Source organism: Chryseobacterium sp. 2987 (genome assembly GCF_031456375.1).
Classification (GTDB): Bacteria; Bacteroidota; Bacteroidia; order Flavobacteriales; family Weeksellaceae; genus Chryseobacterium; species Chryseobacterium vaccae.
The window spans coordinates 24,294-47,416 of record NZ_JAVDUN010000002.1 but is presented as its reverse complement, the minus strand read 5'-3'; the positions used below and the strand labels follow the sequence as shown (position 1 = coordinate 47,416).

At 37.3% G+C, this 23,123-nt stretch carries 27 protein-coding genes; 17 read left to right on the top strand and 10 right to left on the bottom strand.

The features are described from left to right. Nucleotides 1-18 precede the first annotated feature (18 nt). Nucleotides 19-432, bottom strand: a complete 414-nt coding sequence (locus tag J2Y40_RS05300; RefSeq protein WP_309997604.1) for a hypothetical protein — start codon at nt 430-432, stop codon at nt 19-21. A gap of 300 nt (nt 433-732) precedes the next feature. On the opposite strand from J2Y40_RS05300, the gene J2Y40_RS05295 reads away from it, so the two are divergent. Then, complete coding sequence (locus tag J2Y40_RS05295; protein WP_309997603.1) at nt 733-921, top strand: hypothetical protein; 189 nt, start codon at nt 733-735, stop codon at nt 919-921. A gap of 267 nt (nt 922-1,188) precedes the next feature. Here the strand turns inward: J2Y40_RS05295 and J2Y40_RS05290 are convergent, their stop codons facing one another. Beyond that, nucleotides 1,189-1,650, bottom strand: a complete 462-nt coding sequence (locus tag J2Y40_RS05290; protein ID WP_153391378.1) for an Lrp/AsnC family transcriptional regulator — start codon at nt 1,648-1,650, stop codon at nt 1,189-1,191. 240 nt (nt 1,651-1,890) lie between these two features. Here J2Y40_RS05290 and J2Y40_RS05285 point away from each other — a divergent pair, with 240 nt between their 5' ends. From J2Y40_RS05285 to J2Y40_RS05260, 6 genes are all read left to right on the top strand, one after another. Continuing rightward, a complete protein-coding gene (locus J2Y40_RS05285) occupies nt 1,891-2,781 on the top strand; it encodes an aspartate carbamoyltransferase catalytic subunit (RefSeq protein ID WP_153391380.1) in 891 nt (296 codons plus the stop codon). Nucleotides 2,782-2,899: 118 nt separating this feature from the next. Then, nucleotides 2,900-3,973, top strand: a complete 1,074-nt coding sequence (locus J2Y40_RS05280; protein ID WP_153391382.1) for a carbamoyl phosphate synthase small subunit — start codon at nt 2,900-2,902, stop codon at nt 3,971-3,973. Nucleotides 3,974-4,014: 41 nt separating this feature from the next. Next, nucleotides 4,015-4,368: a four helix bundle protein gene (locus J2Y40_RS05275; RefSeq protein ID WP_153391384.1), complete on the top strand. Its 354-nt coding sequence runs from the start codon at nt 4,015-4,017 to the stop codon at nt 4,366-4,368. A gap of 57 nt (nt 4,369-4,425) precedes the next feature. Then, a complete protein-coding gene (carB, locus tag J2Y40_RS05270; protein WP_153391386.1) occupies nt 4,426-7,608 on the top strand; it encodes a carbamoyl-phosphate synthase large subunit in 3,183 nt (1,060 codons plus the stop codon). 131 nt (nt 7,609-7,739) lie between these two features. Next, the gene (locus J2Y40_RS05265; RefSeq protein WP_153391388.1) at nt 7,740-8,186 is read left to right on the top strand and encodes a hypothetical protein; all 447 of its coding nucleotides are present in this window, start codon (nt 7,740-7,742) and stop codon (nt 8,184-8,186) included. 234 nt (nt 8,187-8,420) lie between these two features. Further along, the gene (locus tag J2Y40_RS05260; protein ID WP_309997602.1) at nt 8,421-9,062 is read left to right on the top strand and encodes a hypothetical protein; all 642 of its coding nucleotides are present in this window, start codon (nt 8,421-8,423) and stop codon (nt 9,060-9,062) included. A gap of 313 nt (nt 9,063-9,375) precedes the next feature. Here J2Y40_RS05260 and J2Y40_RS05255 read toward each other — a convergent pair whose 3' ends face one another. The 3 genes from J2Y40_RS05255 to J2Y40_RS05245 form a co-directional block, all read right to left on the bottom strand. After that, nucleotides 9,376-10,539, bottom strand: a complete 1,164-nt coding sequence (locus J2Y40_RS05255; RefSeq protein ID WP_153391392.1) for a helix-turn-helix domain-containing protein — start codon at nt 10,537-10,539, stop codon at nt 9,376-9,378. A gap of 96 nt (nt 10,540-10,635) precedes the next feature. Then, complete coding sequence (locus J2Y40_RS05250) at nt 10,636-11,151, bottom strand: hypothetical protein (protein ID WP_309997601.1); 516 nt, start codon at nt 11,149-11,151, stop codon at nt 10,636-10,638. A 77-nt stretch (nt 11,152-11,228) separates the two neighbouring features. After that, the gene (locus tag J2Y40_RS05245) at nt 11,229-12,023 is read right to left on the bottom strand and encodes an alpha/beta hydrolase (RefSeq protein ID WP_153391396.1); all 795 of its coding nucleotides are present in this window, start codon (nt 12,021-12,023) and stop codon (nt 11,229-11,231) included. A gap of 478 nt (nt 12,024-12,501) precedes the next feature. Between J2Y40_RS05245 and J2Y40_RS05240 the strand changes: the two genes are divergently transcribed. The 3 genes from J2Y40_RS05240 (at nt 12,502) to J2Y40_RS05230 (ending at nt 14,474) form a co-directional block, all read left to right on the top strand. Further along, nucleotides 12,502-12,999: a hypothetical protein gene (locus tag J2Y40_RS05240; protein ID WP_153391398.1), complete on the top strand. Its 498-nt coding sequence runs from the start codon at nt 12,502-12,504 to the stop codon at nt 12,997-12,999. 13 nt (nt 13,000-13,012) lie between these two features. Further along, nucleotides 13,013-13,588, top strand: a complete 576-nt coding sequence (locus tag J2Y40_RS05235; RefSeq protein ID WP_153391400.1) for a Crp/Fnr family transcriptional regulator — start codon at nt 13,013-13,015, stop codon at nt 13,586-13,588. Nucleotides 13,589-13,649: 61 nt separating this feature from the next. Continuing rightward, complete coding sequence (locus J2Y40_RS05230) at nt 13,650-14,474, top strand: acyl-CoA thioester hydrolase/BAAT C-terminal domain-containing protein (RefSeq protein WP_309997599.1); 825 nt, start codon at nt 13,650-13,652, stop codon at nt 14,472-14,474. A 237-nt stretch (nt 14,475-14,711) separates the two neighbouring features. Here the strand turns inward: J2Y40_RS05230 and J2Y40_RS05225 are convergent, their stop codons facing one another. Genes J2Y40_RS05225 through J2Y40_RS05215 form a run of 3 tightly spaced genes read right to left on the bottom strand, consistent with a single transcriptional unit; the run spans nt 14,712 to nt 17,502 of the window. Continuing rightward, the gene (locus J2Y40_RS05225) at nt 14,712-15,554 is read right to left on the bottom strand and encodes a GLPGLI family protein (protein ID WP_309997597.1); all 843 of its coding nucleotides are present in this window, start codon (nt 15,552-15,554) and stop codon (nt 14,712-14,714) included. A 46-nt stretch (nt 15,555-15,600) separates the two neighbouring features. Beyond that, nucleotides 15,601-16,647 (bottom strand): hypothetical protein, encoded by a 1,047-nt coding sequence (locus tag J2Y40_RS05220; protein ID WP_309997595.1) that lies wholly within the window; start codon nt 16,645-16,647, stop codon nt 15,601-15,603. A gap of 3 nt (nt 16,648-16,650) precedes the next feature. Then, complete coding sequence (locus J2Y40_RS05215; protein ID WP_153391408.1) at nt 16,651-17,502, bottom strand: hypothetical protein; 852 nt, start codon at nt 17,500-17,502, stop codon at nt 16,651-16,653. 70 nt (nt 17,503-17,572) lie between these two features. On the opposite strand from J2Y40_RS05215, the gene J2Y40_RS05210 reads away from it, so the two are divergent. The 7 genes from J2Y40_RS05210 (at nt 17,573) to J2Y40_RS05180 (ending at nt 21,314) form a co-directional block, all read left to right on the top strand. Then, nucleotides 17,573-18,091, top strand: coding sequence for a Crp/Fnr family transcriptional regulator (locus tag J2Y40_RS05210; RefSeq protein ID WP_153391410.1), 519 nt, complete (start codon nt 17,573-17,575; stop codon nt 18,089-18,091). Nucleotides 18,092-18,145: 54 nt separating this feature from the next. Then, entirely contained in the window at nt 18,146-18,694 is a 549-nt protein-coding gene (locus J2Y40_RS05205) for a DinB family protein (RefSeq protein ID WP_153391411.1), read from the top strand. Nucleotides 18,695-18,737: 43 nt separating this feature from the next. Then, nucleotides 18,738-19,250, top strand: coding sequence for a methylated-DNA--[protein]-cysteine S-methyltransferase (locus J2Y40_RS05200; protein WP_309997590.1), 513 nt, complete (start codon nt 18,738-18,740; stop codon nt 19,248-19,250). 29 nt (nt 19,251-19,279) lie between these two features. Beyond that, on the top strand, nt 19,280-19,885 hold the full coding sequence (locus J2Y40_RS05195) for a DUF2911 domain-containing protein (RefSeq protein WP_153391415.1): 606 nt from the start codon (nt 19,280-19,282) through the stop codon (nt 19,883-19,885). A gap of 3 nt (nt 19,886-19,888) precedes the next feature. Continuing rightward, nucleotides 19,889-20,416 carry a GNAT family N-acetyltransferase gene (locus tag J2Y40_RS05190; protein WP_153391417.1) on the top strand — a complete coding sequence of 176 codons (528 nt, stop codon included), beginning with the start codon at nt 19,889-19,891 and terminating at the stop codon, nt 20,414-20,416. Then, nucleotides 20,413-20,775: a cupin domain-containing protein gene (locus J2Y40_RS05185; RefSeq protein ID WP_153391419.1), complete on the top strand. Its 363-nt coding sequence runs from the start codon at nt 20,413-20,415 to the stop codon at nt 20,773-20,775. The genes J2Y40_RS05190 and J2Y40_RS05185 overlap by 4 nt, the downstream gene beginning before the upstream one ends. Nucleotides 20,776-20,930: 155 nt before the next feature. Beyond that, a complete protein-coding gene (locus tag J2Y40_RS05180) occupies nt 20,931-21,314 on the top strand; it encodes a PEGA domain-containing protein (RefSeq protein ID WP_309997587.1) in 384 nt (127 codons plus the stop codon). A 61-nt stretch (nt 21,315-21,375) separates the two neighbouring features. On the opposite strand, the gene J2Y40_RS05175 is transcribed toward J2Y40_RS05180, so the two are convergent. Then, nucleotides 21,376-22,164: a dienelactone hydrolase family protein gene (locus J2Y40_RS05175; RefSeq protein WP_309997585.1), complete on the bottom strand. Its 789-nt coding sequence runs from the start codon at nt 22,162-22,164 to the stop codon at nt 21,376-21,378. Continuing rightward, entirely contained in the window at nt 22,124-23,083 is a 960-nt protein-coding gene (locus J2Y40_RS23970; RefSeq protein WP_153391423.1) for a thrombospondin type 3 repeat-containing protein, read from the bottom strand. The genes J2Y40_RS05175 and J2Y40_RS23970 overlap by 41 nt, the downstream gene beginning before the upstream one ends. Between the last annotated feature and the right edge of the window lie 40 nt (nt 23,084-23,123).

Genomic DNA, 23,123 nt, shown 5'->3' with positions numbered 1-23,123 from the left:
TATTGGTGTGTTAAACTTTTACTCTTTATCTAAAAAGAAAGGAGTACTACCAACCCATTGAATCTTTGTATCACTGATTTTCTTGAATTTGTATTGCCCAGAGGAAGCTCCTGCTGTTATTGTAAACTCATAATAATAGTCAGAAGTTTGTTCTACCACCTTAGCAGGTTGCCCCGTAGCTGCTGTTTGCTCTAAAATAGCTTTATAGCTGGTGTAAGGTGTTATCAGAATAAAGTCATCATTGGTGAACTTGAAATAAGTTGTTGATGTATTAGAAATTTTCCAGCTTCCCTTAATCCATGTAGGGGGATTGAAATACTGTGTTTGTACAGGTGTTGTTTGCTGATTATTAGATGAATCATCATCACTCCCAGAACAATTTAAAGTTAACAATGAGATAGCCAGAAGAGGCAATAATAAAGTCTTTTTCATAAGATAGATTTTAAATCTACCCAAACCCTATGTAGAAAATTTGTGATTAAATAAAAAAAGCATGGGTCTGTTAGTTCTTATTTAATCTGTAGAGGTTCTGGTAAACCATGAGGTATAAATAAGAGAACCCATGCCCATATTGAGCATGAGCAATCAACTTACTTATTCTACACCTCATTTTGAATTTACCAGATTCCTACAGGCAGAATAAAAGCTAATGCTTTTGTCTTTCGAAAAATTTGACCTCAAATATACGAAATTTCCATAGATTTCTTTGTATATTTATGGCAAAATTATACTATGAACACAAAATTAATTAAGCTTGAAGACATGACTGGTAAACATTGCATTATAAATACCACTTGTATTTCATCTGTTATAGAATCTCATATTGGAGGTGAGGATTGTATAACTGTAAAAATGACAGATAAATCTGAAATTGATTTAGACATGACAATTGAGGAATTTTATAATCTAATTAATGAATAAACGTTCTTTAATTCTTATAATAACATACTTAAATAGAAACTTGATTTCGGTATAACTTTTACCTTTTAAAAGGTTTACTATTTGTTCAACTTCATCGTTGAACTTTTCTTTGTCAAATTTTGGATTTTCCATTTCGTTAAATTTTAAGATTATTAATAAAAAAAGAAGACTATCTGTTTTAGATAGTCTTTGTTGTTTGTTTCGTTGAAAAATAGTTTGTGTAAACTAATATATAATTACCTTAATAAATTATCAAATGAAGACAAACTATTCCAGATCAATCTTAAACTTTGTAGATTTTTTCACCTCGTGAAGCACAATAGAGCTGTGGTATTGTCCGATATTGGGGATATTCGAAATAACATTAACTGCGAAATCATTATATGAGTTAATATCCTTAGCGATAATTTTAAGCATATAATCGTACTCGCCGGAAAGACTGATGATCTCCTGTACTTCGTCATGTTTGCCAATGTTCTTCTCAAAAGTTTCCAGAACTTTCTGGGATTGTTCCTTTAAACGGACATTACAATACACCACAATATTAAGCCCCAGCTTTTCACGGTTTAAAAGACCTACATATTTCTCAATGATGCCCTGCTTCTCCAATTGTTTGATTCGTTCATAAGTAGGAGTGAAGGTAAGACCGATCCTTTCTGATATTTCCTTAACAGATAAAGTAGAGTCTTCCTGGATGATGCTGAGAATCATTTTGTCTTTTAAATCCATAAAATAAATTTGAGTTGAAACAAAAATAGTATTTATAAATGAAAATAAGGAAAGAACCACCGGTTTAATTTTTTTGAAAAAATGGTTTTGTAGATTCGTGAACTTTTTATATCTTTGCACCTAATGAATAAAAAAGTATTTATATCATTAGAATTACCGGGCGAGAGCGCCCTTTACGATATTTATTGTTATTAAGCGAAGATTTGTCTTCGCTTTTTTTATGTTCAAAAATTAAGAAATATGTTTACGATTACAGAACTTAGCACCGAGAGAATCAACAGTATACTGGCCGAAGCAATGGCTTTTGCCAATGGAAAAACTGCTAAAATTGAAGGAGAAGTTTTTTGCTCAAATCTTTTCTTTGAAGACAGTACAAGAACAAAGACAAGCTTTGATATGGCAGAAAGAAAACTGGGACTGCAGGTAGTTCCCTTTGATGCTTCCAACAGTTCTGTAAATAAAGGGGAAAGTCTTTATGATACCGTAAAGACTATAGAAAGTATCGGAGTGAATCTGGTGGTGATCAGAGATAAAAAAGACCGTTATTTTGACGAACTGAAAAACATCAGCATTCCGGTAATCAATGGAGGAGACGGAACAGGAAACCATCCTTCGCAGTGTATGCTGGATCTGCTGACGATTTATCAGGAATTCGGAAAGTTTGAAGGACTGAAAGTAGGGATCGTAGGGGATGTAAAGCACAGTCGTGTAGCCAACTCCAATGCCGAAGCCTTAAGAAGGTTAGGGGCAAAAGTATACTTCTCAGGACCGGAACAATGGTTTGATGAAGGAGCCTTAATCAACGGAACCTATCTGGCGGTAGATGAGCTGATTACTGAAGTAGATGTTGTCATGCTTTTAAGAATACAGCACGAAAGACACGATGCCAAAATGAGTTTCTCCGCTTCCGAATATCACAGAAGATACGGCTTAACCAAAGAAAGAGAAAAATCAATGAAAGATAGTGCAATCATCATGCATCCGGCACCCATCAACAGAGGTGTTGAAATAGATACCGATCTTGTGGAATGTAAACGTTCAAGAATCTTCAGACAGATGCAAAACGGAGTTTTTGCAAGAATGGCAATCCTAAAAGAAGCTCTGGAGCAAAAAGGATATACCTTTAAATAAAAGAAAGAGCCCCAAAGGGGCGACTTATCATAGCCATGGGTGAAACCCTTGGAAAATAATAAGAATAAGCCCAGTAGGGGCGGCCTGTTAATAAAAAAAGAAAATCTAAATAAAAAAAATGAAGAAAAAATTAATACTGGAGTCCGGTGAAGTGTTTCATGGAGAAGGTTTCGGAGCAGATTTGGAAACTGCCGGAGAAGTAGTTTTCAATACCGGAATGACAGGGTATCAGGAACTGATTTCTGACCCGTCTTACTGCGGTCAGATTGTTTGTATGACCTATCCGCTTATCGGGAATTATGGTATTAACCGTGATGATTATGAGAGTATTGAGCCGGCTATTAAAGGACTTATCGTAAAAGAACTTTGTGATCTTCCTTCTAATTTCCGTACTCAGATTACTTTAGATGAATTATTTAAGAAGAAAAACCTTTCAGGAATTTCAGGAATCGACACAAGAAGGTTAACCAGAATTCTTCGTAATCATGGAGTAGTAAAAGGAAAAATTGTGAATGCTGATGCAGATGAAAATGCAGTAGCTTCAGAATTGAAATCAACTACTTTCCCAATCAATCAGGTGGAAGAGGTTTCTACAAAAACACCTTATGCCAATCCAAACAGAGGTTTCAAAGTTGTTTTGGTGGATTTCGGAGCAAAACTGGGAATTATCAGAGAATTATCTCAGAGAAACTGTGATATTATCGTAGTTTCCCAGGATACTACTGCTGAAGAGATCCTGTTGATGAACCCTGACGGAATCATGCTTTCAAATGGTCCTGGTGACCCGGAAGATGTACCACATGCTCTGGATATGATCCGCGGATTATTAGGAAAAGTTCCCATCTTCGGAATCTGTTTAGGACACCAGCTGATCGGATTGGCCTGCGGAGCAAAAACTTTCAAACTGAAATTCGGACACAGAGGAGGAAACCACCCGGTACTGGATTTAGAGAAAAACAAAGTAGCAATTACTTCCCAGAACCATGGCTATGCAGTAGACCAGGAAAGTTTGAAAGGAACAGACCTTATCGAAACGCACATCGCATTGAACGACAGAACCAACGAAGGGCTAAGACACAAGATCCACCCATGCTTCTCAGTTCAGTATCACCCTGAAGCAAGCCCGGGGCCGGAAGATGCGAATTACCTGTTTGATGAGTTCATTCAAATGATGGAGGACTTTAAAAAGTAAGAAAGACTTCAGATATTAGACATCAGATAACAGACTCTATCATGCATAATTTTGAAAAATTAGTTTTTTGGCAAAAATTAATTGAACTTGCAAAACAGGTTTATATCATTTGTTCAGAATTACCTAAAGATGAAAAGTTTGGTTTGATTTCTCAAATAAAAAGGTCAGTAATTTCAATTCCATCAAATATTGCGGAAGGAGCAGGAAGAAATAACGATCGGGAATTTTATCATTTTCTTGGTATTGCAAATGCTTCCTCTTTTGAATTGCAGACACAGTTAATCTTAACTAGAGAATTAAATTTACTTGATGTAGAAAAAATCAACAGTCTAATATCAAATCTGAATGAAATTCAAAGAATGATTTATACATTCAAATCTAATCTAAAAAAGTAAACACAACGCTGGAAAGTCTGAAATTTGACATCTGGCATCTCATATCTAAATTAGAAAATGGCAAAACGTACAGATATAAAAACAATTTTAGTAATCGGTTCAGGACCTATCATTATTGGTCAGGCAGCAGAATTTGATTACGCAGGAACGCAGGCTTGTTTGTCTTTGAAAGAAGAAGGTTACAAAGTGATCCTGATCAATTCAAACCCTGCAACAATCATGACAGATGTGGAAATCGCTGATAAAGTATATATCGAGCCGATTTCATTACAGTTTGTAAGCCACATTATCAGAAAAGAGCGTCCTGATGCACTTTTACCGACACTTGGAGGACAGACGGGTCTTAATATGGCGGTAGAGCTGGAAAAGTCCGGAATCCTTGAAGAATGTAAAGTAGAAGTACTGGGAACAAAGCTTTCAGCAATCAACAGAGCAGAAGATAGAGACCTTTTCCGTGAGCTGATGAGAGAACTGAATGAGCCCGTTCCGGAATCTGACATCGTTAACACGGTAGAAGGTGCTTTAGGATTCGCTGACAATATCGGTTATCCTGTAATCGTTCGTCCGGCCTTCACAATGGGAGGAACCGGAGGAGGAATTGCTTCCAACGAAGTAGAATTGAAAGAGATTGCTGAATTAGGACTGAAGTACAGTCCTGTTACCCAGTGTCTTATTGAAAAATCAATTGCAGGTTTCAAAGAAATAGAATACGAAGTAATGCGTGATGCGAACGACAATGCAATTGTAGTTTGTAACATGGAAAATATTGATCCGGTCGGAGTTCACACGGGAGATTCAATCGTAGTAGCACCTTCCCAGACCCTTTCAGACAGAGAGTATCAGTTATTGAGAAATGCTTCCTTAAAGATCATCAGAGCATTGGGAATTGAAGGAGGATGTAACGTGCAGCTGGCTTTAGATCCGCATTCATTCGACTATTATATCATTGAGGTTAACCCTAGAGTTTCCCGTTCATCAGCATTAGCAAGTAAGGCAACAGGGTATCCGATTGCAAAGATTGCGGCGAAAATCGCGGTAGGATTAACGCTGGATGAGATCATGAACCCGGTAACAGGAAAAACATACGCTTGTTTCGAGCCTGCTCTTGACTATGTGGTAACAAAATTCCCAAGATTCCCATTCGATAAATTCGAAACGGCGGACAGAAGACTTTCTACTCAGATGAAAGCAACAGGAGAAGTAATGGCTATCGGAAGAAACTTCGAAGAATCTTTACAGAAAGCGATCCGTTCCTTAGAAACAGGAATCAAGCATTTAGGATTAAAAACGAAGCAGGCAGAGGCTCTTACAGCTGAAGAAATTGAAAGAAGAATCAGAGTATGCGACGATGAGAGATTATTCATCATCGGAGATGCTTTAAGAAGAGGATATGACTGGGAACAGATTGTAGAATGGAGTAAAATCGATAAGTTCTTCATCTGGAAACTGAAAAAACTGGTTGACTTCGAAAAAGTGATCGCAGACAATAAATTTGATAAAGAAACTTTAATTCAGGCTAAAAAACTAGGATTTGCCGATATCAATATTGCAGTTCTTTGGGAAGTAAAAGAGCGTGAGGTTTTCAACTTCAGAAAAGAAAACGGAGTGATGCCGGTTTACAAAATGGTAGACACCTGTGCCGCTGAATTTGAAAGTGAAACCCCTTATTTCTACGGAACTTACGAAGAAGAAAACGAAAGCGTTGTTTCAGATAAAGAGAAGATCATTGTACTGGGTTCAGGACCTATCAGAATCGGGCAGGGAGTTGAATTCGACTATGCAACCGTTCACTCGGTTTGGGCCATCAAAGAAATGGGTTATGAAGCAATCATCATCAATAACAATCCTGAAACGGTTTCCACAGACTTCTCAATCTCTGATAAACTATACTTCGAGCCGCTTACAGAAGAAGATGTAATGAATATCATCGATCTTGAAAAGCCTAAAGGAGTAGTAGTACAGTTCGGAGGACAGACTGCGATTAACCTTGCCGATAAACTGGCCTCTCATGGAGTACAGATCCTGGGAACTTCTCTGGAAGACCTTGACAGAGCTGAAAACAGAGATAAATTTGAAAAGGCACTTCAGGAAATGGGAATTCCTCAGCCTTTAGGAAAAACATCAACTTCAAAAGAAGAAGCGATTAAAATTGCGAATGAAATCGGTTATCCGGTATTAGTACGTCCAAGCTACGTTCTTGGAGGTAGAGCAATGGAGATCGTATACGCAGAAGCAGAGCTGGCACACTATATGGAGCATGCAGTAGATGCAAGCCCTGAACATCCTGTCCTTGTAGACAAATACATGGTAGGTAAAGAGATTGAAGTAGATGCAATCTGTGACGGGGAAACTGTTGTGATTCCCGGAATTATGGAGCACATCGAAAGAGCAGGAGTTCACTCCGGAGACTCTATCGCTGTATATCCGCCGCAGAATATTTCACAAAGCGAAGTTGAAACACTGGTAGATTATACAAAAAGACTGGCAAAAGGACTGAACGTAATCGGATTAATGAATATCCAGTATGTTCTTTTCGAAGGAAACGTTTATGTGATTGAAGTAAACCCAAGATCTTCAAGAACCGTTCCTTTCCTTTCCAAAATTACAGAAGTTCCGATGGCTAATCTGGCAACAAAAGCCATTCTTGGACAGAAATTAACAGATCTGGGCTACAAAGACGGCCTGGTTCCAAATAAAGAAGGAGTATTTGTAAAAGTTCCGGTATTCTCTTTCTCAAAACTGACGAAGGTTGACATCTCTTTAGGCCCTGAAATGAAGTCTACAGGAGAAGTAATGGGGAAAGATACGACCTTGGAAAAAGCCCTGTACAAAGGACTTATCGCAGCAGGAAGAAAAGTTCCGATGCATGGTTCAATCCTTTTCACAGTAGCAGATAAACATAAGCAGGAAGCAGCTGACCTTGCGGCAAGATTCCATGAAGTAGGTTTCAGAATCTGGGCTACAGAAGGAACCGCGAAATTCTTTGAAGAAAAAGGAATTCCTTGTAAAATAGGATACAAAATCGGAGAAGAAGATGTGAACCTGATCGACCTGATCCAGAAAGGAAAAGTTCAGTATGTAGTGAACACAACCACCAAAGGAAAACAGGCAGAAAGAGACGGATTCCAGATCAGAAGAATGAGCGTGGAAAACGGAGTACCTTGTCTGACTTCAATGGATACAGTAGAAGCCATCTTAAAAGTAATTGAAAGCATGAGTTTCAAAATGGAAACCATGTAATCAGAACTTAAAATAATATTGTAAACCTCATAGATTTTTATAATCTGTGAGGTTTTTTTATTAAATTCGGATGCAAATATTTTTGAATAAAAGAGTATCAGGTAATTTTACAAAACTTTAAATCAGAATCAATGCATCTTCTAAAGAAATTTAAAATCATCTACGGAGTTATTTTCATCTTTATTTTGTTGGGGTGCTCAATACCAACAGATTTTTATATCCAGAATCTGACACAGACCAACAAAGTTGTAAAAATCAATTATGCAAGAAAGATAACCAATGCATTGAATAATGATGGTTATGGACATTTCAGTTTCAATTATCAGGAAGACATTGTAAAACCCAGAGTTTTTAAAAGGAATAAAAACCTGCGATCCTTGGAAAAAATAAGTATTACTGATTCTTTGATCACCATTGAAATTCCCCCGCATTCAACGGTAAGGATCGAAAAAACACATAATTATTACTGGGTGAGAGGCATAAGGAGTGTTGAAATTGATGGGCAGAATTTTGACATTAAAGAGCTAAGAGAAAAGTCAGAAGAAATTAAAGATGATTATGTTTATAAAATTCAATAAAAGGCTTTCAGTAGATTTTCTTAAAACATTACTTTCCAAAAATAAATTACACTCAATTTCAATGCTGCCCGGTACAAACGGCAAACGGCTTGGAAATATAAACGGGACAAACTATAAAGAAACGCTTATCCCGATTAAAACTAATTAAAAATTAATAAAATATTCCATGAAAAAAATTGTATTATGCTCGTATGCTTATTTTCCTGTAAGAAAGATCCGGAAATTTCTCAAAGTATGAGCGAAGAAGCAGAAACCTCTTCTCCTATAGAAAATCTGAATATTCAGACCAATTCTTTTATTGAAATTGACAGTACAGGTATTTTAATGTTTCCATTACAGATGGGGGAAAACCCAAGAGAAAACGGAAAGTACTCTTATAAGGAAATGCCGGATAATGGATATTGGAACATCATCTTTCTTAATTCAAACACAAATGAATATCATCTGCTTACAGAAAAGAAAACTCTGATACTGGATTATGACTACAAATATGGTACGGAAGAAGGAATTAACGTTTCCAAAAAGACCAATCATATTTTTTATGCCATAAGAAACCTTGATTTTAATAAGGATAAATTGTTAAATGAAAAAGACCCCGCTTATTTATTTGTTTCAGACCGGTTCGGGAAAAATTTCAGACCCATTTCACCGGCGAATTGTAATGTGAACAGCTGGAAATATATTCAGTCTTCCAATAAAGTGATCATGACTGTAACAAAAGACAGCAATAATAATAAACTGTTTGATGATAAAGATGAAGTTATGACTTTCGAAATTGTATTAGATCAATCCGAAACGCCTAAAGAAGTCTTTCAGCAGGATATTAAAAATAAACTCAAAAAGCTGTATGACAGAGACTGGAAAAGGATAAAATAATAGGTTTGTTTTATATTTTTTCAAGCTCACAGCAAAGGTTTATGAGTAATTCTGCTTTACTTTAAGTAGGCAAAGTTATGCGACTTCGTCGCTGATGAAGCGGGATGTTTATCCATACGCTTCGACGAATCAACAAAGTTGATTCTAACCTTTGCTCCCTTAAAATCAGCAGCTTCAAAAATGAAGACCTTTGCGTGAGAAAAACGCATTATAAGAACATCTTCTTTTTAATCAAAAAATACTCAAAGAATATGATTAAGATAAAAATTTGAATGATATACAAAAAATCAATTTCAGAAATTTAAACAGGCTGTTAATCTCCCAACTGTATTTCTATTTGCTGCTGCTTTACATAACTGCTGGGTGACATTTGGGTAATTTTCCTAAAATTCCGGTTAAAGCTGGTTTTGGAATTAAATCCGCATTCAAATGCCAGTGCCAGTAAAGTATACTGTCTGCTTTCCGGTTGTAGCAGCAACTCTTTAAAAGCTTCTACCCGGAGCGTATTGATATATTCATAAAAGTTTTTCCCCTCCTTTGAATTAATAACCTGTGAAAGAGTACCGGGAAGAATATTCAGCATTTTAGCCAGATCTCCTAGAGTGAGTTCAGGATCTTTATAACATTCCTGTTCTTTCATTAATGCAGCCAGTTCTGCTTGAATTTCACCTGCTTTGGTCTCTTCCAGTTTTGTCTTTTCGTATTTTATCCGGTCGGCCGTTTTTGTGATAGTCTCAGGTTCTTCCGGCTGACTGTCCGGTTCAAGTACAATTGGAAGAAGAACTTCATGCATTGATGCCGGATTAGAAAAAATGCCCGCCTGGCGGATGCCAAAATAACCGATAAAGAAAATAAACAATGCAACAGCAATATACACAGCTTGGGCCGATTGTATAAATATCACAACAATCCATATAATTCCCATCCCTGAAATAAGGTACCGCATCCAGTTAAGCGTGATTTTATCAGTATTGGAGAACTGCCCCACAATATTGTGCCGGTGTCTGTAGAGGAGGCGGAGTGATAAGGTCACATATACAACCCCTGAAATCATAATGCATCCCACAATTCCCTTAAACAAGGGAGTAAAAGCAGATAGTGCAGAGGTATCCAATCGTGCTGCCGGAATGACAAATGCCAATAAAAGAGATGCCAATAGTGTCGGAATAAAATGAAGTAAATACCGGAAACCATAATAGCGCTGCTGGCCGCTTAGAAACAAAATATAGAGATATAAAAAAGGACCATGCAGAAAGGGGAGTGGTAATTCCCATCCGACCAGTGCCGGAATTTTATAGATAAACCCTGAAGCATAGCCTGCAATGAGTATCAGATGAATCAAAGCAAACAAAAACCAGGTACTCAAAATCTTATCTGCCGTAGTTTTCTTCTGCTTACTGATCAGCATGATAAAAAGAAACAGTGATATTGAAATCCCGCCTATGTAAATAAGTTGCCAGCCTTCCGCCATGGTCATAATAAATCAAAAAAGTAAAAATAACAAATATCAGATTCGGATTTCCCTTTTTTGAGCAATGATTTTATTTATTTTTCATTAAGAGCTATATTTCATCTATTCTTTTTTTATTTTATAGAGCTTGATTCCTATACCCATTTCCAGATAGGCAAGATTGGTTAATGTACCCAGCGGATAATAGCGGATGGGGCTTAACGGAAGATAGAGTCTTGTATCAAATGTACATCTCTTTTTTCCCAGAGAAAATTCATACATAAGACCGTAATCCGGAACTGTATTTCGGGTGCTTACCGTTACCTTTTCCAGCTCCGGATTGTCCATAGTTTCTTTAAAGGCTACATGCTTTATACCTCCTAAGGCCAGTAACGTATGTCGGCTTTTCCCTTTTTTCCCATACAGAGAGTAGCCTAAGCCCATTTTTTGTGAAAATGAATAATTATAATGGGTTTTAATATACTGTTGGGGGGAATTCCTGAACAATAAAAAACTGAACATAGAATGGGAAACCACAGAAAACCTGTGATTCAGCGGATAAAGAATCATTGTTGATACAGTAGGCTTTATTGAGCTGCCTGTGCCGCCAATGGCCGGTTTAATTTCTAGGGATGCCACGTGTTTTGTACTATCTTGTGCCTGTATATAAAAGGCAGTCATAAAAAGGAAGATGAATGTCAAACGCATAAAACAGATTAAAGTTGTTGGAAATAAAAAGCAATGGCTTTCCGGATATTGGGCTTTTTGGAACTCATATGGTTCAGCCCTTTAGCCAGATTATATTGTTGTGAAAAACCGGTGTAGTGCTGATGAAGAATCTGGCGGAATGCTTCTACAGGTGGACGCATTACCTCTTCTTCAAGTTCACCAACAGCTAAAAAGAACCTACCATTTCGGGTCTGATTTGCAGTCCGGTTTTTTTTTTCTTCTTTAAGTACAATTTGATCTCCTATCCAAAGTGAAGGACTCAGACAAAGGTAGGTGCCGAAAATATCAGGATAATTAGTGAAGCAGTAAGCTCCAAACAGTCCTCCGGCAGAATGACCCAATATAGTACGGTCTTCCCGTGAGACTGCTGCATGAAAATCCTGTTCCACCTTTGGAATGAGCTCCTCATCAATAACCCGGGCAAATTCACTGGCCAGACCCTTTCCATCCTTGAAGGGAACCGGAAGATAATCATCCAGCCGGTCGTTACCCCAGCCAATACCTACTACCAGAATATCATTGCGTTGAGAATTTTCAGACTGTTTCTGAACCTCCCGTGCCACAATATCAAAATCCCATTTCGAATCCAGGACATAAATGGTTTTATATTTTGACGAGGCAGAGTAATTTTTAGGCAGGGCAACCTTAATAGGATAGCTGCTTCCGTTAATGGAAGAATTAAGCGTAAATTCCCTCACGTATTCCTGATCGAATGTATCCTCCCGGCAGGCCGTTAAAAAAAATAACAAGGTGCCGAGACATGCTGTAATATATCTGTTCATCTGGTTGGTTTTACGATTAGGTATGAAGTGTATAGCAGATGGTCGAAGTAAGCTTCGTATTTAAAAGTTGGTTCATGGGTCTTCATTTTGTTGGGGTTTAGTTGTTTTTTAATTTGTACTTCTTTCTTTGAGGTTGATAATGCAAAAATAGCCGGGTTATTTCATGCAGATGCTCCACCTTATAAGATGAAACTTATTTATAGTATACTCAAAAACAGTGTGTTATTTCGTGTTTTATGGAAGAGTGTTGAAACTTGATATTCTTGCTAATATTAAATAATAAAATACAAACCGTCCGGAAATTATTTCTAAACAGGAGCATTAAAATGGAAAGGATTTTCTTGTTAATAGTGTTTTGCTTTTTGGTGAAAAAACAATTTAAATTTTACGGAATTATTTATAAATTAGAGCGTTATAAATAAAAGCAGACCATACGATTCAGAAACAGGCAGGAAATTCAACAAACTAAAAACTTACCATGGCAGAATATCAGGCAAAATCCATTAATTCTCTCACTTTTGAAGTCACTGATGAAGGACACACAATAGGAAAACTTATTTATAAAGGCTGGTTCAGTTTTAACGCTGAGATACAGACGTCGGAGGTTTCCTACCAAATTGAACCAAAAGGTTTTTGGGGAACAACCATAGAGCTGAAAGACAATGAAAAAGTACTGTTGAAATTCAGATTAAACTGGAACGGGGAAATTGTGGTGCAGACCTATTTTAATGGAGTAAAAGAAAGTTATGCTTTTAAGTATAGAGGGGTTTTTAAAGAATCGTTTGTCCTTACAGATCAGGAAGGAACAGAGCTTATGGTCATGAAGCCACACCTGAAATGGACCTCTATGAATTACGAATACAGGATCACAACCTCTGATGCATTTGAAGCATCTTCCTATAAAGACATTTTATTGCTCAATTCCTTACACTGTGCCAATTATTATATGGCGATGATAACTTCTGCAATGATATAAACAAGAAAATCCGATGTTCTCCGAATTCAACCCTATCCTGAAACATTTCAGCCAATATATTCCTATCAGAGAGCCCTTCAAAAAAGAACTCCTTGAAAGACTGTCTTTTCAGGTCTTTGAAAAAGGAGAATTGCTGCAGGATGCCGATAAGATCTGTACCAAAAGCTATTTTATTGTTAACGGGCTGGCAAGGACCTATTATCTGAAAGACGGAATTGAAATCAGCGAATACTTTTCCTGTGAAAATGAATGGATCAATTCACCGAAAAGTTTCATAGAAAGAACAAAAGATATTTATTACATCGACTGCCTTGAAAAAACAGAAACCTTCTGCCTGAATGTGCAGGATCTTGTCTATTTATTTGATCATTTTCCGGAAATGGAGCGATATGCCAGGCTTTCCATGGGAAGTGTATTCGGTCATTTGATGGAACGTATTACCTCACAGAGATTTACGACCGCCAAAGAAAAATATGAACATTTTCTCAGAATTTACAAAGGAATTTATCACCGTATCCCACTGGGAATGACCGCTTCCTATCTGGGAATTACCCAGTCTACACTCAGCAGGCTCAGGGCAGAAAAATAGATTTTTTGATCTAGAGCAAAAATAAATTGGAACCATTGAAATAGTTTTGTCAAAAAAAGCAATGAAACTACTATTCAAAACATTACTGATTCTGTTTTTTGTGAGCAGTATATTAAAAGCACAGGACACCCTTGTATCAAAAAATACCGATGCCGTTTTATATACTCCTTCAAAAAAGATTCGTGGTCTTGTTGTAGGATTAGGTGGCTCCGAAGGCGGGAATGCATGGGCCTCCAATCGATGGAAAACGGTGAGAGATCAGTTTCTGGGCAAAGACTATGCTTTTCTGGCAGTAGCTTATTTCGGATCAAAAAACTCACCCCGTCTGCTTGAAAAAATTGAAATTGAAGATGTTTATAAGGTAATTCAGTCTGCAAAAAATAAAATTCATACAGACAAAATAGCTATAATGGGCGGTTCAAGAGGAGCAGATCTGGCGTTGTTATTAGGAAGTTATTATCCGGATATTTCCTGTGTTATCGGACTTTCTTCAAGCCATGCTGTTTTTCCCGGTAATACCGATCATTTTTCTACCTCCACCTGGACCTTTCAGGATAAAGAGCTGCCTTTTATTCCCATCAACGAAGCAGCTGTACCTTTCATGATTCAGAGAAATATCAGAAAGGCATTTGAAGCGATGCTCCAGGATCATGATGCAGAACAAAAAGCCCTTATTCAGGTTGAAAATATCAGAGGTCCGGTTTTGCTGGTCTCAGGTACAAAAGATGAAATATGCCCTTCATCCGAAATGTCTGATGCTATGGTTCAAAGACTGAAACAAAAGAATTTCAGGTATCATTATGAACATCTCAGATTAGAAGGCGGACATACAGAGCCCTATAAGCATTTTGATAAAGTCTTTGATTTTCTTCAGCATTATTTTTAAGATCTGCTTATTAAAATTTTGTATGAAAACTTACTCAAACCCCAATAAAACCTTGTATTTTAAAAATAATCGAAGCGGCTTTGCTTATCCTAAAAGCACGAGCATTTTATTAACCGTTGTATGCCTTTGTGATGAATTATAAAATTACTGTGATGTGAAAATATTTATTCTCGCTAATTTATTTTTGCCACTGATACGCGGATAAAATGATTCGTGCAGCAGTGGCATTTATTCTTTTTACTTTTTCGGGTAAGGAATTGCCTTATCCCTTTCTATAGGGTTGTACTCTCTTCGAATCTGATCCTGAGTAGGTTTGGTGAGTTCATAAAACTCCTCTCTTGATTTAATTCTCCTGTCGTTAATCTTTACAAACCAATCCGGATTAAACTCGGCTCTCATTCTGGCATACGGATCATTGTAAAACTCCAGATTCAGTTTGATCCATGTTTTGTAGTTGATCTTCAGGGCATTCAGGTTATAATGTTTTTCAAGAAATCCTGAAGTGTCGTAGGTCTTATCAAAGTTGACATTTCTTGACAGCTGATAGGTAAAATGCTGCTGTGAATCTTCAACAGCAAGGATTAAACCCGGTAGTCCCCTGAATTTATAGGGGCCTTCGGAAATCGGAATATCCGGAGTAAACCATGCAGTCCAATTCCTGCCTCCGAAATACGTGGTCGCCTTCTGAATTTTATAACTTCCCAATGTTTTGGTTTCATTTTCTATCTTCCATTTGATAGGATCATTAGATTCATAAACATAATAATAAGGCATCATCATAATCTGAACATAGTTGAGGTTATTATTGGTGTTTATTTTCCTTTTGAGTGTCTGCTGAGACTGGCTGGTATATTGAGAGTATTCATGTTGCGGAAGCCTGGAGAGGGAATCGTTTACTGCAAATTGATATTCATAAAACTTTACTTCATCCGGATTAATGTCCAGGGCCATTTCCTGTTTGTCATATTCCGTATCCAGAGTATCCACTTTATATTTAAAATCATAAATAAACCGGTGGGTTTGTGAGAAAATGTTGGCTGAAAACAAAATAAGAGCGACAAAAGTTATCGTTTTTTTCATAATAATTTTTTCAATAAGTGTTTCTGGCTATTGGAAGGCCAGTTATTTAATGCCTGTTATCACATTTGATCTCCATTACCGGTTCCTTTTTATCAAGGAATGTAATAACCGGGCATCCAAAAGATTGAGAAAGGAACCCGAATACCACTATAGGTTTTCCCTTAAGAAGATAGCCTGTCCATTGGGAGTTATAATCCGCAACATCCATTTCAACACCGTTAAGTGGATAAAATTCCTCTCCTTCACCCTCATTCACAAATGATTTTTCAAATATCTTTTCTTTTTTACCGTTAAAAACAATCAGTTTTCGTTCGGCTATTTGCTTTTCCTGAAGGAAATCCTGAAGATAATACGTCAGATCATCATATTGTGCCTGATAGGTTTTTCCATACTCCAGTTTTCCTCCTGAAAAATGTTTTTTCGAAATCTCCGGACCTGCCTTTTCCCATTTAATTGGTTTCATTTTATTCTCAACAAAAGGATTTTGATTTCCGAAAGCAGCAACCGTATTATTGTACACACCATAAGATGCATCAGAACTTTTCTGGGAATTTACTTTGAACCCCAACATATAAGAATAACCGTCAATTTCATCGCCTTCTGAAACATAGGGATCAAGATAGGCAACGGCCTTTAACGTTTTGATGGGAATTTTTTCTAAGGTGTTGGATTCATAATTATAAATGAACAGAAAATCATTTTCTGTGAGATGAATGGCATCCAGCATTTTTTTTCTGTACCGGGCATCCAGTTCAAGATATTTCAGTTTTTCAAAAGAAATCTGTTTCTGTTTTTTGATCATATCTTCCGGAACAGGATGAGGATCATTATAAATATCCGAAACCGAAATAAAAGAATCCAGAAAGCCATTATGATCAATAGAGTAGACATCGAACAGATTAAAATTCTTATAATCTATTTGGTCTTCTGCTTTTTTTATAGAGATATTGGAAACAGCTGCATCAGGAACTGGCTTTTTCTCCTCTTTTTTACACCCGGACATTACGAGCTGGCAGGAAAGTAGGGCAACAGCAGTATTAATTTTTATTAACTTTTTCAAAGGAAAACTTCCGTTGTTTTTTAGATATAACATATTTTAATAAAGTTTATAATAAGGTTCTGAATAATATTTGCTTGGCTTGATATAAGCTGTCTTTCTGTCCGCATCAAAGATCCAGTTGAATCTCCTCAGCATATCCGCCCCAAAGTAATTTTTAGTCTGTATTTTAGGCTCCCCAGTGAAAAAACCGGCTGCCACATCCTTCAGAACAAATTTACCAAGCTTAAAAAAAGGAAGCACTCCCTGTTTGGTGGTGAGAGTTGCTCCACTGGAGGTTTTCAGTTGCTTTTCCCCGGCTATTTTCAGGGTTTTATCAAGTTCTTTTTCCTCCGCGAAATCATTACTGTATAGCAATGCCCCGGAATACCCCGATTGCAGTAAAAATAAAGCTTCCTGCTGTCTTTTGCCATCAATAACATTGTCTGCGGTAATGGAGAACTGATCATTATTATAAAATAGCATAATGGGCAGATATCCCTTCAGATCAGGCTTTTTATCGTAAATAACAAACATATTGTTGTCATAGTCAATTTTAAAAGCTTTTCCCTGAAATAGTCCGGTTCCTATCTTTCCGTCTGCTTCATGACCGGTGAGTTCATTATCGAAAAAACGGACTTTATCCAGGCTTATTTTCCCGATATCTACCGTATTATCATCACTGATTTCATCTTTAAAGATAATATGATCCGCTTTACGTTGTCTTTGCGGCGAAATAGAAGCATCTTTCATAGCAATCTGGAACATCAGATCCAGTGAGTCCTTCTTGTTAACCAGCGCTTTTACAATGATATTATGATGTTTGGTAATCCGGAACGGAACTGTCTGCTGGGCTTTCAGATTAAAAAATCCGATAGTGAGCAGTAATAAAAGACTTGTTTTTTTGAGCATTATCAGGTAATTAGTTATTTAAAAATTTAAAATTACCGATTATCTTTGGAACGGCAAATAATAAAATGCTATGGTAGAAAAATTGCTTAACAGCGGGCTCCATTGGGAAAAGAAAGAATTCAGAAGAAATGAGTTCCTGAAAATCTCGGGAAGTACAGATACTCAGATTTATTTTGTTGAAAAAGGAAGCATCCGGATTTTCATGACCGATGAAAATGAAGAACGCATCATCCGTTTCGGGTATACCGGAAATATTATTGTTTCATTAGACTCTTTTTTATCTGGAAAACCGTCTGAATTTTATATTCAGGCCATCAAAAAAACAACAGTAAAAACCGCTTCAAAAAAAGATTTTTACGAATTTATTGATGCCAATGAAGAACATCTTAAATTCTGGACTTTGGTTCTTGAAGACCTCGTTCTTCAGCAGATCGAACGTGAAAAAGACCTGTTGATTAATTCTCCCCGGGAACGGTATGCAAGAGTTTTGAAAAGAAGCCCGCAGCTCTTTCAGGAAATTCCGAATAAATATATTGCCAACTACCTCAGGATGTCTCCGGAAACTTTGTCCAGATTAAAAAAATCTTGAGTTCAGTCAAGATTCAGGAAAAGATAAATTGGGAAATTTGCTAAAAAAATTAAAATGAAAATTTCTTCAGACCAGCTGATCCTCGATCTTCAAAATACCGTCCGAAATGCCATTCAGACTACAGAAAACATAAAAAATAAATCTGAAAATGATCTAAATTTCAGAACTTCTGAAAACAGCTGGAGCGTTCTGGAATGTCTGGAACATCTCAACCGTTACGGCAGCTTTTATATTCCTGAGATTACCCGCCGGATCTCAGCCTCAAAAACTTCTGCTCAGCCTGTATTTACTTCCGGAATTTTAGGAAACTATTTTGCCAACAGCATGCTTCCCAAAGAAAAATTAAATACCATGAAAACTTTAAAAAGTATGAATCCTATCCACAGTCAGTTGAACAAAAATACAGTGGATGAATTTATCAGACAGCAGTATCAGTTGCTGGACCTTTTGGAAAAAGCAAAAAATATCGACCTGAACAGAACCAAAACAAGCATAAGTATTTCGAAATGGATCAAATTGAAATTAGGCGATACGTTCAGGTTTGTCATCAATCATAATCTAAGACATCTTGTACAGGCGGAAAACGTTCTGAAGAATATCTGATAAATTGATGTGGAGATTCCGGAAATTGATTACCTTTAATTCAATGGAAATCATCTACCGAAAAATCATACAGACCCCATTGGGCGAAATGGCAGCCTGTGCCGTAGATCAGGGAATCTGCCTGCTTGAATTCACCGACCGGAAAAATATTGAGAAACAGTTTACGTCTTTATCAACAATTTTAAAAGCTGAAATTAAAGAAGGAGACCATTCTCATTTTCAACAGTTGGAACAGGAACTGAAAGAATACTTTGAAGGAAAAAGAAATTACTTTGAAGTACCTCTTTATACTACCGGGACAGCGTTTCAGGAAAAAGTATGGCAGCTGCTCCGCGAGATCCCGATGGGAGAGATCAGAACCTATAAGCAACAGTCTGAATTTTTAGGAAATCCTAAGGCTATCCGGGCTGTAGGAACCGCCAACGGAATCAATAAAATCGCTATTCTGATCCCTTGCCACCGCGTTATTGGTTCAAACGGTGAGCTGGTGGGCTATGCCGGAGGAATCTGGAGAAAACAAAAATTATTGGAGCTGGAAAAGGCTATTTTGTTTTGATTTTTGTAATTTTATGCAAAATTTTACACGTGAAAAAATTATTAGCAGCACTTTGCATATCAGTTTCAACATTCAGTTTTGCGCAGGATTATTCTGTGCCGGCAGCCAGCCCGCGCCAGAAAGTAGAACAGCAGTTTTCAATGTCTAAGATCTCTATCGATTATGGAAGACCGGGAGTGAAAGGGCGTAAGATATTCGGAGAACTTGTTCCTTACGGACAGGTTTGGAGAGCGGGAGCCAACTCTTCTACGAAAATTACATTCGGACAATCCGTTAACTTTGGAGGAAAAATGGTTCCTGCAGGAACATATGGTCTTTTCATTGTTCCTACTGAAAAAGAATGGAAAGTTATTTTAAATAAAGATTTCCAGCAGTGGGGAGCTTATACCTACGACCCTAAGCAGGATGTGGTAGATGTTACTGTACCGGTAAATAAATTGGCAGACAAGCAGGAATGGTTTGAAATTACCCTGAATCCTACCGATGAAAACTCAGGAAACTTAGTGATTAAATGGGATATGGCTCAGGCAGAGGTTGCTTTAAAACCAGCAAAACCAGATGCTGTGATCAAAATTTCAGATAAGCTGAAAGAAATTAAGAAAATTGAGTCTGACGCTGCAAAAACAAAAAGCTAAACTATGAATTTTTCTGTACAGCCTGTATTGGAAAATCAGGAATACCAATTAATCCCCTTACAGCAAGGGGATTTTGAGTCTTTATATGAAGTGGCTTCCGATCCGAAAGTATGGGAACAGCATCCCAATAAAGACCGCTACAAAAGAGAAGTCTTTGAAAGTTTTTTCAAAGGAGCAATGGAAAGTAAAGGAGCTTTTAAAATTGTTGAAAAAGCTACCGGAAATATATTGGGAAGCAGCCGGTACTACGATTTTGATGAAAATGACAGTCATATTTTCATAGGCTACACTTTCTACGGAACACAATCGTGGGGGAAAGGAATCAATCCTCAGGTAAAAAAGCTGATGCTGGATTATATCTTTCAGTTTGTAGATAAAGTACATTTCCATATCGGAAAAGAAAACTTCCGTTCACAGACGGCTTTAGAAAGACTTGGAGGAGAAAAAATTGCTGAAGAAGAAGTGGCCTATTTTGCCGAACCCACCAGAACCAATTTTGTATATGAAATAAAAAAAGAAAACTGGATATGAAAAAATATAAAATCCAAAAATCTCCGTTTGTGGTTCCTACTACAGACGGAAAATTAATTGAAGAACACTGGGGAAACTCAACCGGAAACAGCGGAGTTTCTATTGCTCACATGGTAGCTCCTCCGGATTGGAGCGAGCCCCATCAAACCCCTGAGTTTGATGAATTCACTTACATTATTTCCGGAAAAAAACAGTTTGAAATAGATGGTGAAATTGTTGTTCTTGAAAAAGGACAAAGTATTTTAGTGGAAAAAGGAGCAAGAGTACGCTACAGCAACCCGTTTTCTGAAGCCTGCGAATACCTTGCAGTTTGCCTTCCTGCTTTTTCTATAGAGCTGGTCAACAGAGAAGAGATTTAATAATGTAGCAATGTAACAATGCAGCAATGTCTTTATGATGGCTTAATCATTGGCTATTGCTGCATTGAAATATTTTTATACCTCCTTATTTGAATGATTTTTGTAAGTTCGCGGCGCTAAAAAATGATTAGCACCCTTTAATTTATTCAAAAACTATGAAAATCAAATTATTAGTTATCGCCCTGGTAGGGATTTCGCTTTCTTCCACTTCATGTGCAACAATTTTTACGGGAACCCAGGATAAAATAACATTTAATTCTACTCCTGAAGGAGCAAAAGTATTCCATAAAGGAATTGAAAAATGTACCACTCCGTGTACTGTTAAAATCGAGAGAGCGTTAAGCAAGCAAACCGTTACATTTGAAAAGGAAGGCTTTGAGAACCAAGAGGTAAAACTGGTAAAGAATTTTAATGCCGTTACCCTTCTGAATATCATTCTTGGTGGTGCCATCGGTGTTGGAATTGATGCGGCCACAGGTTCTCTGACCAAGTATTCTCCAAAGCAATATGATGTTGAACTGAAAGCAAACCAGCAGTAGTAAAATATAACAATGTACCAATGATAACGCTTATTGGTACATTGTTACACTGAAATGAAACTTATTTCAGAATCTCCTTCAGAAACATCAGCGTATGATTCCAGGCTCTTTTGGCCATAACTTCATTATAATCCGGTGATTTTGGATCTGTAAAAGTATGCTTTGAGTGGGCATATGTGATGATCTGCCAGTCGGCATTCCCCTCATTCATTTCTTTAATGAGGTTATTGTAATCTTCAGGTGTTACCCCTTTATCATCAGCCGGGTTTTCAACAAGAATCTTAGCACCGATGGGGCCATTTTTTCTCGTCTGATCCTTACCCAGACTTCCATGGATGGAAACAGCACCTGCAACAGGAAGGCTTCCCCGCGCAGATTCCAGAGCTCCCGTTCCTCCGAAACAATAGCCAATCACAGCAATTTTTGCAGGAATAGCTCCATTTTTCTTAAGCTGCTCCAGTGCCAGAGAAATTCTTTTCTGATAAGCATCGTAATTTTTCTTATAATACCCAGAGGTCTTAGAAGCACTTTCATTATCAGCCGGAATGTTTCCTTCTCCGTAAATATCAGCAATAAAAGCGATGTAACCTTGCTTTTCAAGTTCAGCAGCAGCAGTTTTTGCTTCCTGATCAATACCTTTCCAGGCAGGGAGAATCAATACGCCGGGCAGTTTTTTTCCGGCATTGGAAGTGATCATTCCATTAAGCTTTTGGCCGCCGTCCTGATAAGATACAGGTTTAAGGTTTTGGCCGAAAAGGGTTCCTGAAGCTACTATCATTGTAGTGGCTAAAGCTGAGCGTAGGGAAAATCTAGTTTTGGTAAGACTCCCATGTATTGTTTTTATACTCATAAGTTATCTTATTATTTATGCCATTTATGTAATCTGTAACTTCAATTTTATAAGGATTTTTGAAATGTACGTTTATAGGTATAGGGATATATGGATTCCCTTTTCCTGTCGCAGGTATCTTGATTCTCTTTGCTTGCTGATCATAATATCTGATCATATAACTAAAGGTAGGTTCACCGATAATTTCACGGTAGATATCAAAATCTTCACGGGGTATTTCAGTTGAAAAATAAAGATTTTTATTATATTTTTTTAAAAGATATTGAATAAAACTTTTATTCCAGAATTTACCCACGAGAAAGTTGTATTCCTTATAACGGTCAAAAAAATCGTCTTTTATGCCTTCGGGAATATTTTGTGCATAGTAAATATCAAGAAAAGTATTCTTATCCATCAGTTCTTTTTTGGATCTTTTTTTCATCATGTCATCCACAATCTTTTTGTTGATGGTATTGTAGATCTGTTCAATATCTCCATTTAAAGCAGCATCAAAGTTCTTCATCTTTTCAGGAGGATACAGTTTGCCCAATTCACAAAGCTGTTGGGAACATCCGTTTCGTTCAGGAACTCCCGGAATGGTAGGGCAGGCATCATCCTTATCCAGGATTCCGTCACCATCTATATCCGTCCACGGGCAGCCGTTATTTTCAGAAGGTCCGGACACATTAGGACACCTGTCGTCCTTATCTGGTATACCATCCTGATCCGCATCTTGCCACGGGCAGCCGTTATTTTCTGAAGGACCAGTTTCTTGAGGACATTTGTCCAGATAATACAGAATATGGTCCTGATCTTCATCCGAAAGACATATTTTCTTACTGAATTCTTTACGGCATTTTTTGAAATCCTCTTGGTTCTCTATATTCTGTGCCTGAAAAAAAGTTCCTGCTAATATCCATAAAATTACAAATTTTCTCATATTCAAAATAATAAATCTTTGTTTGAATAACGAAATCGGG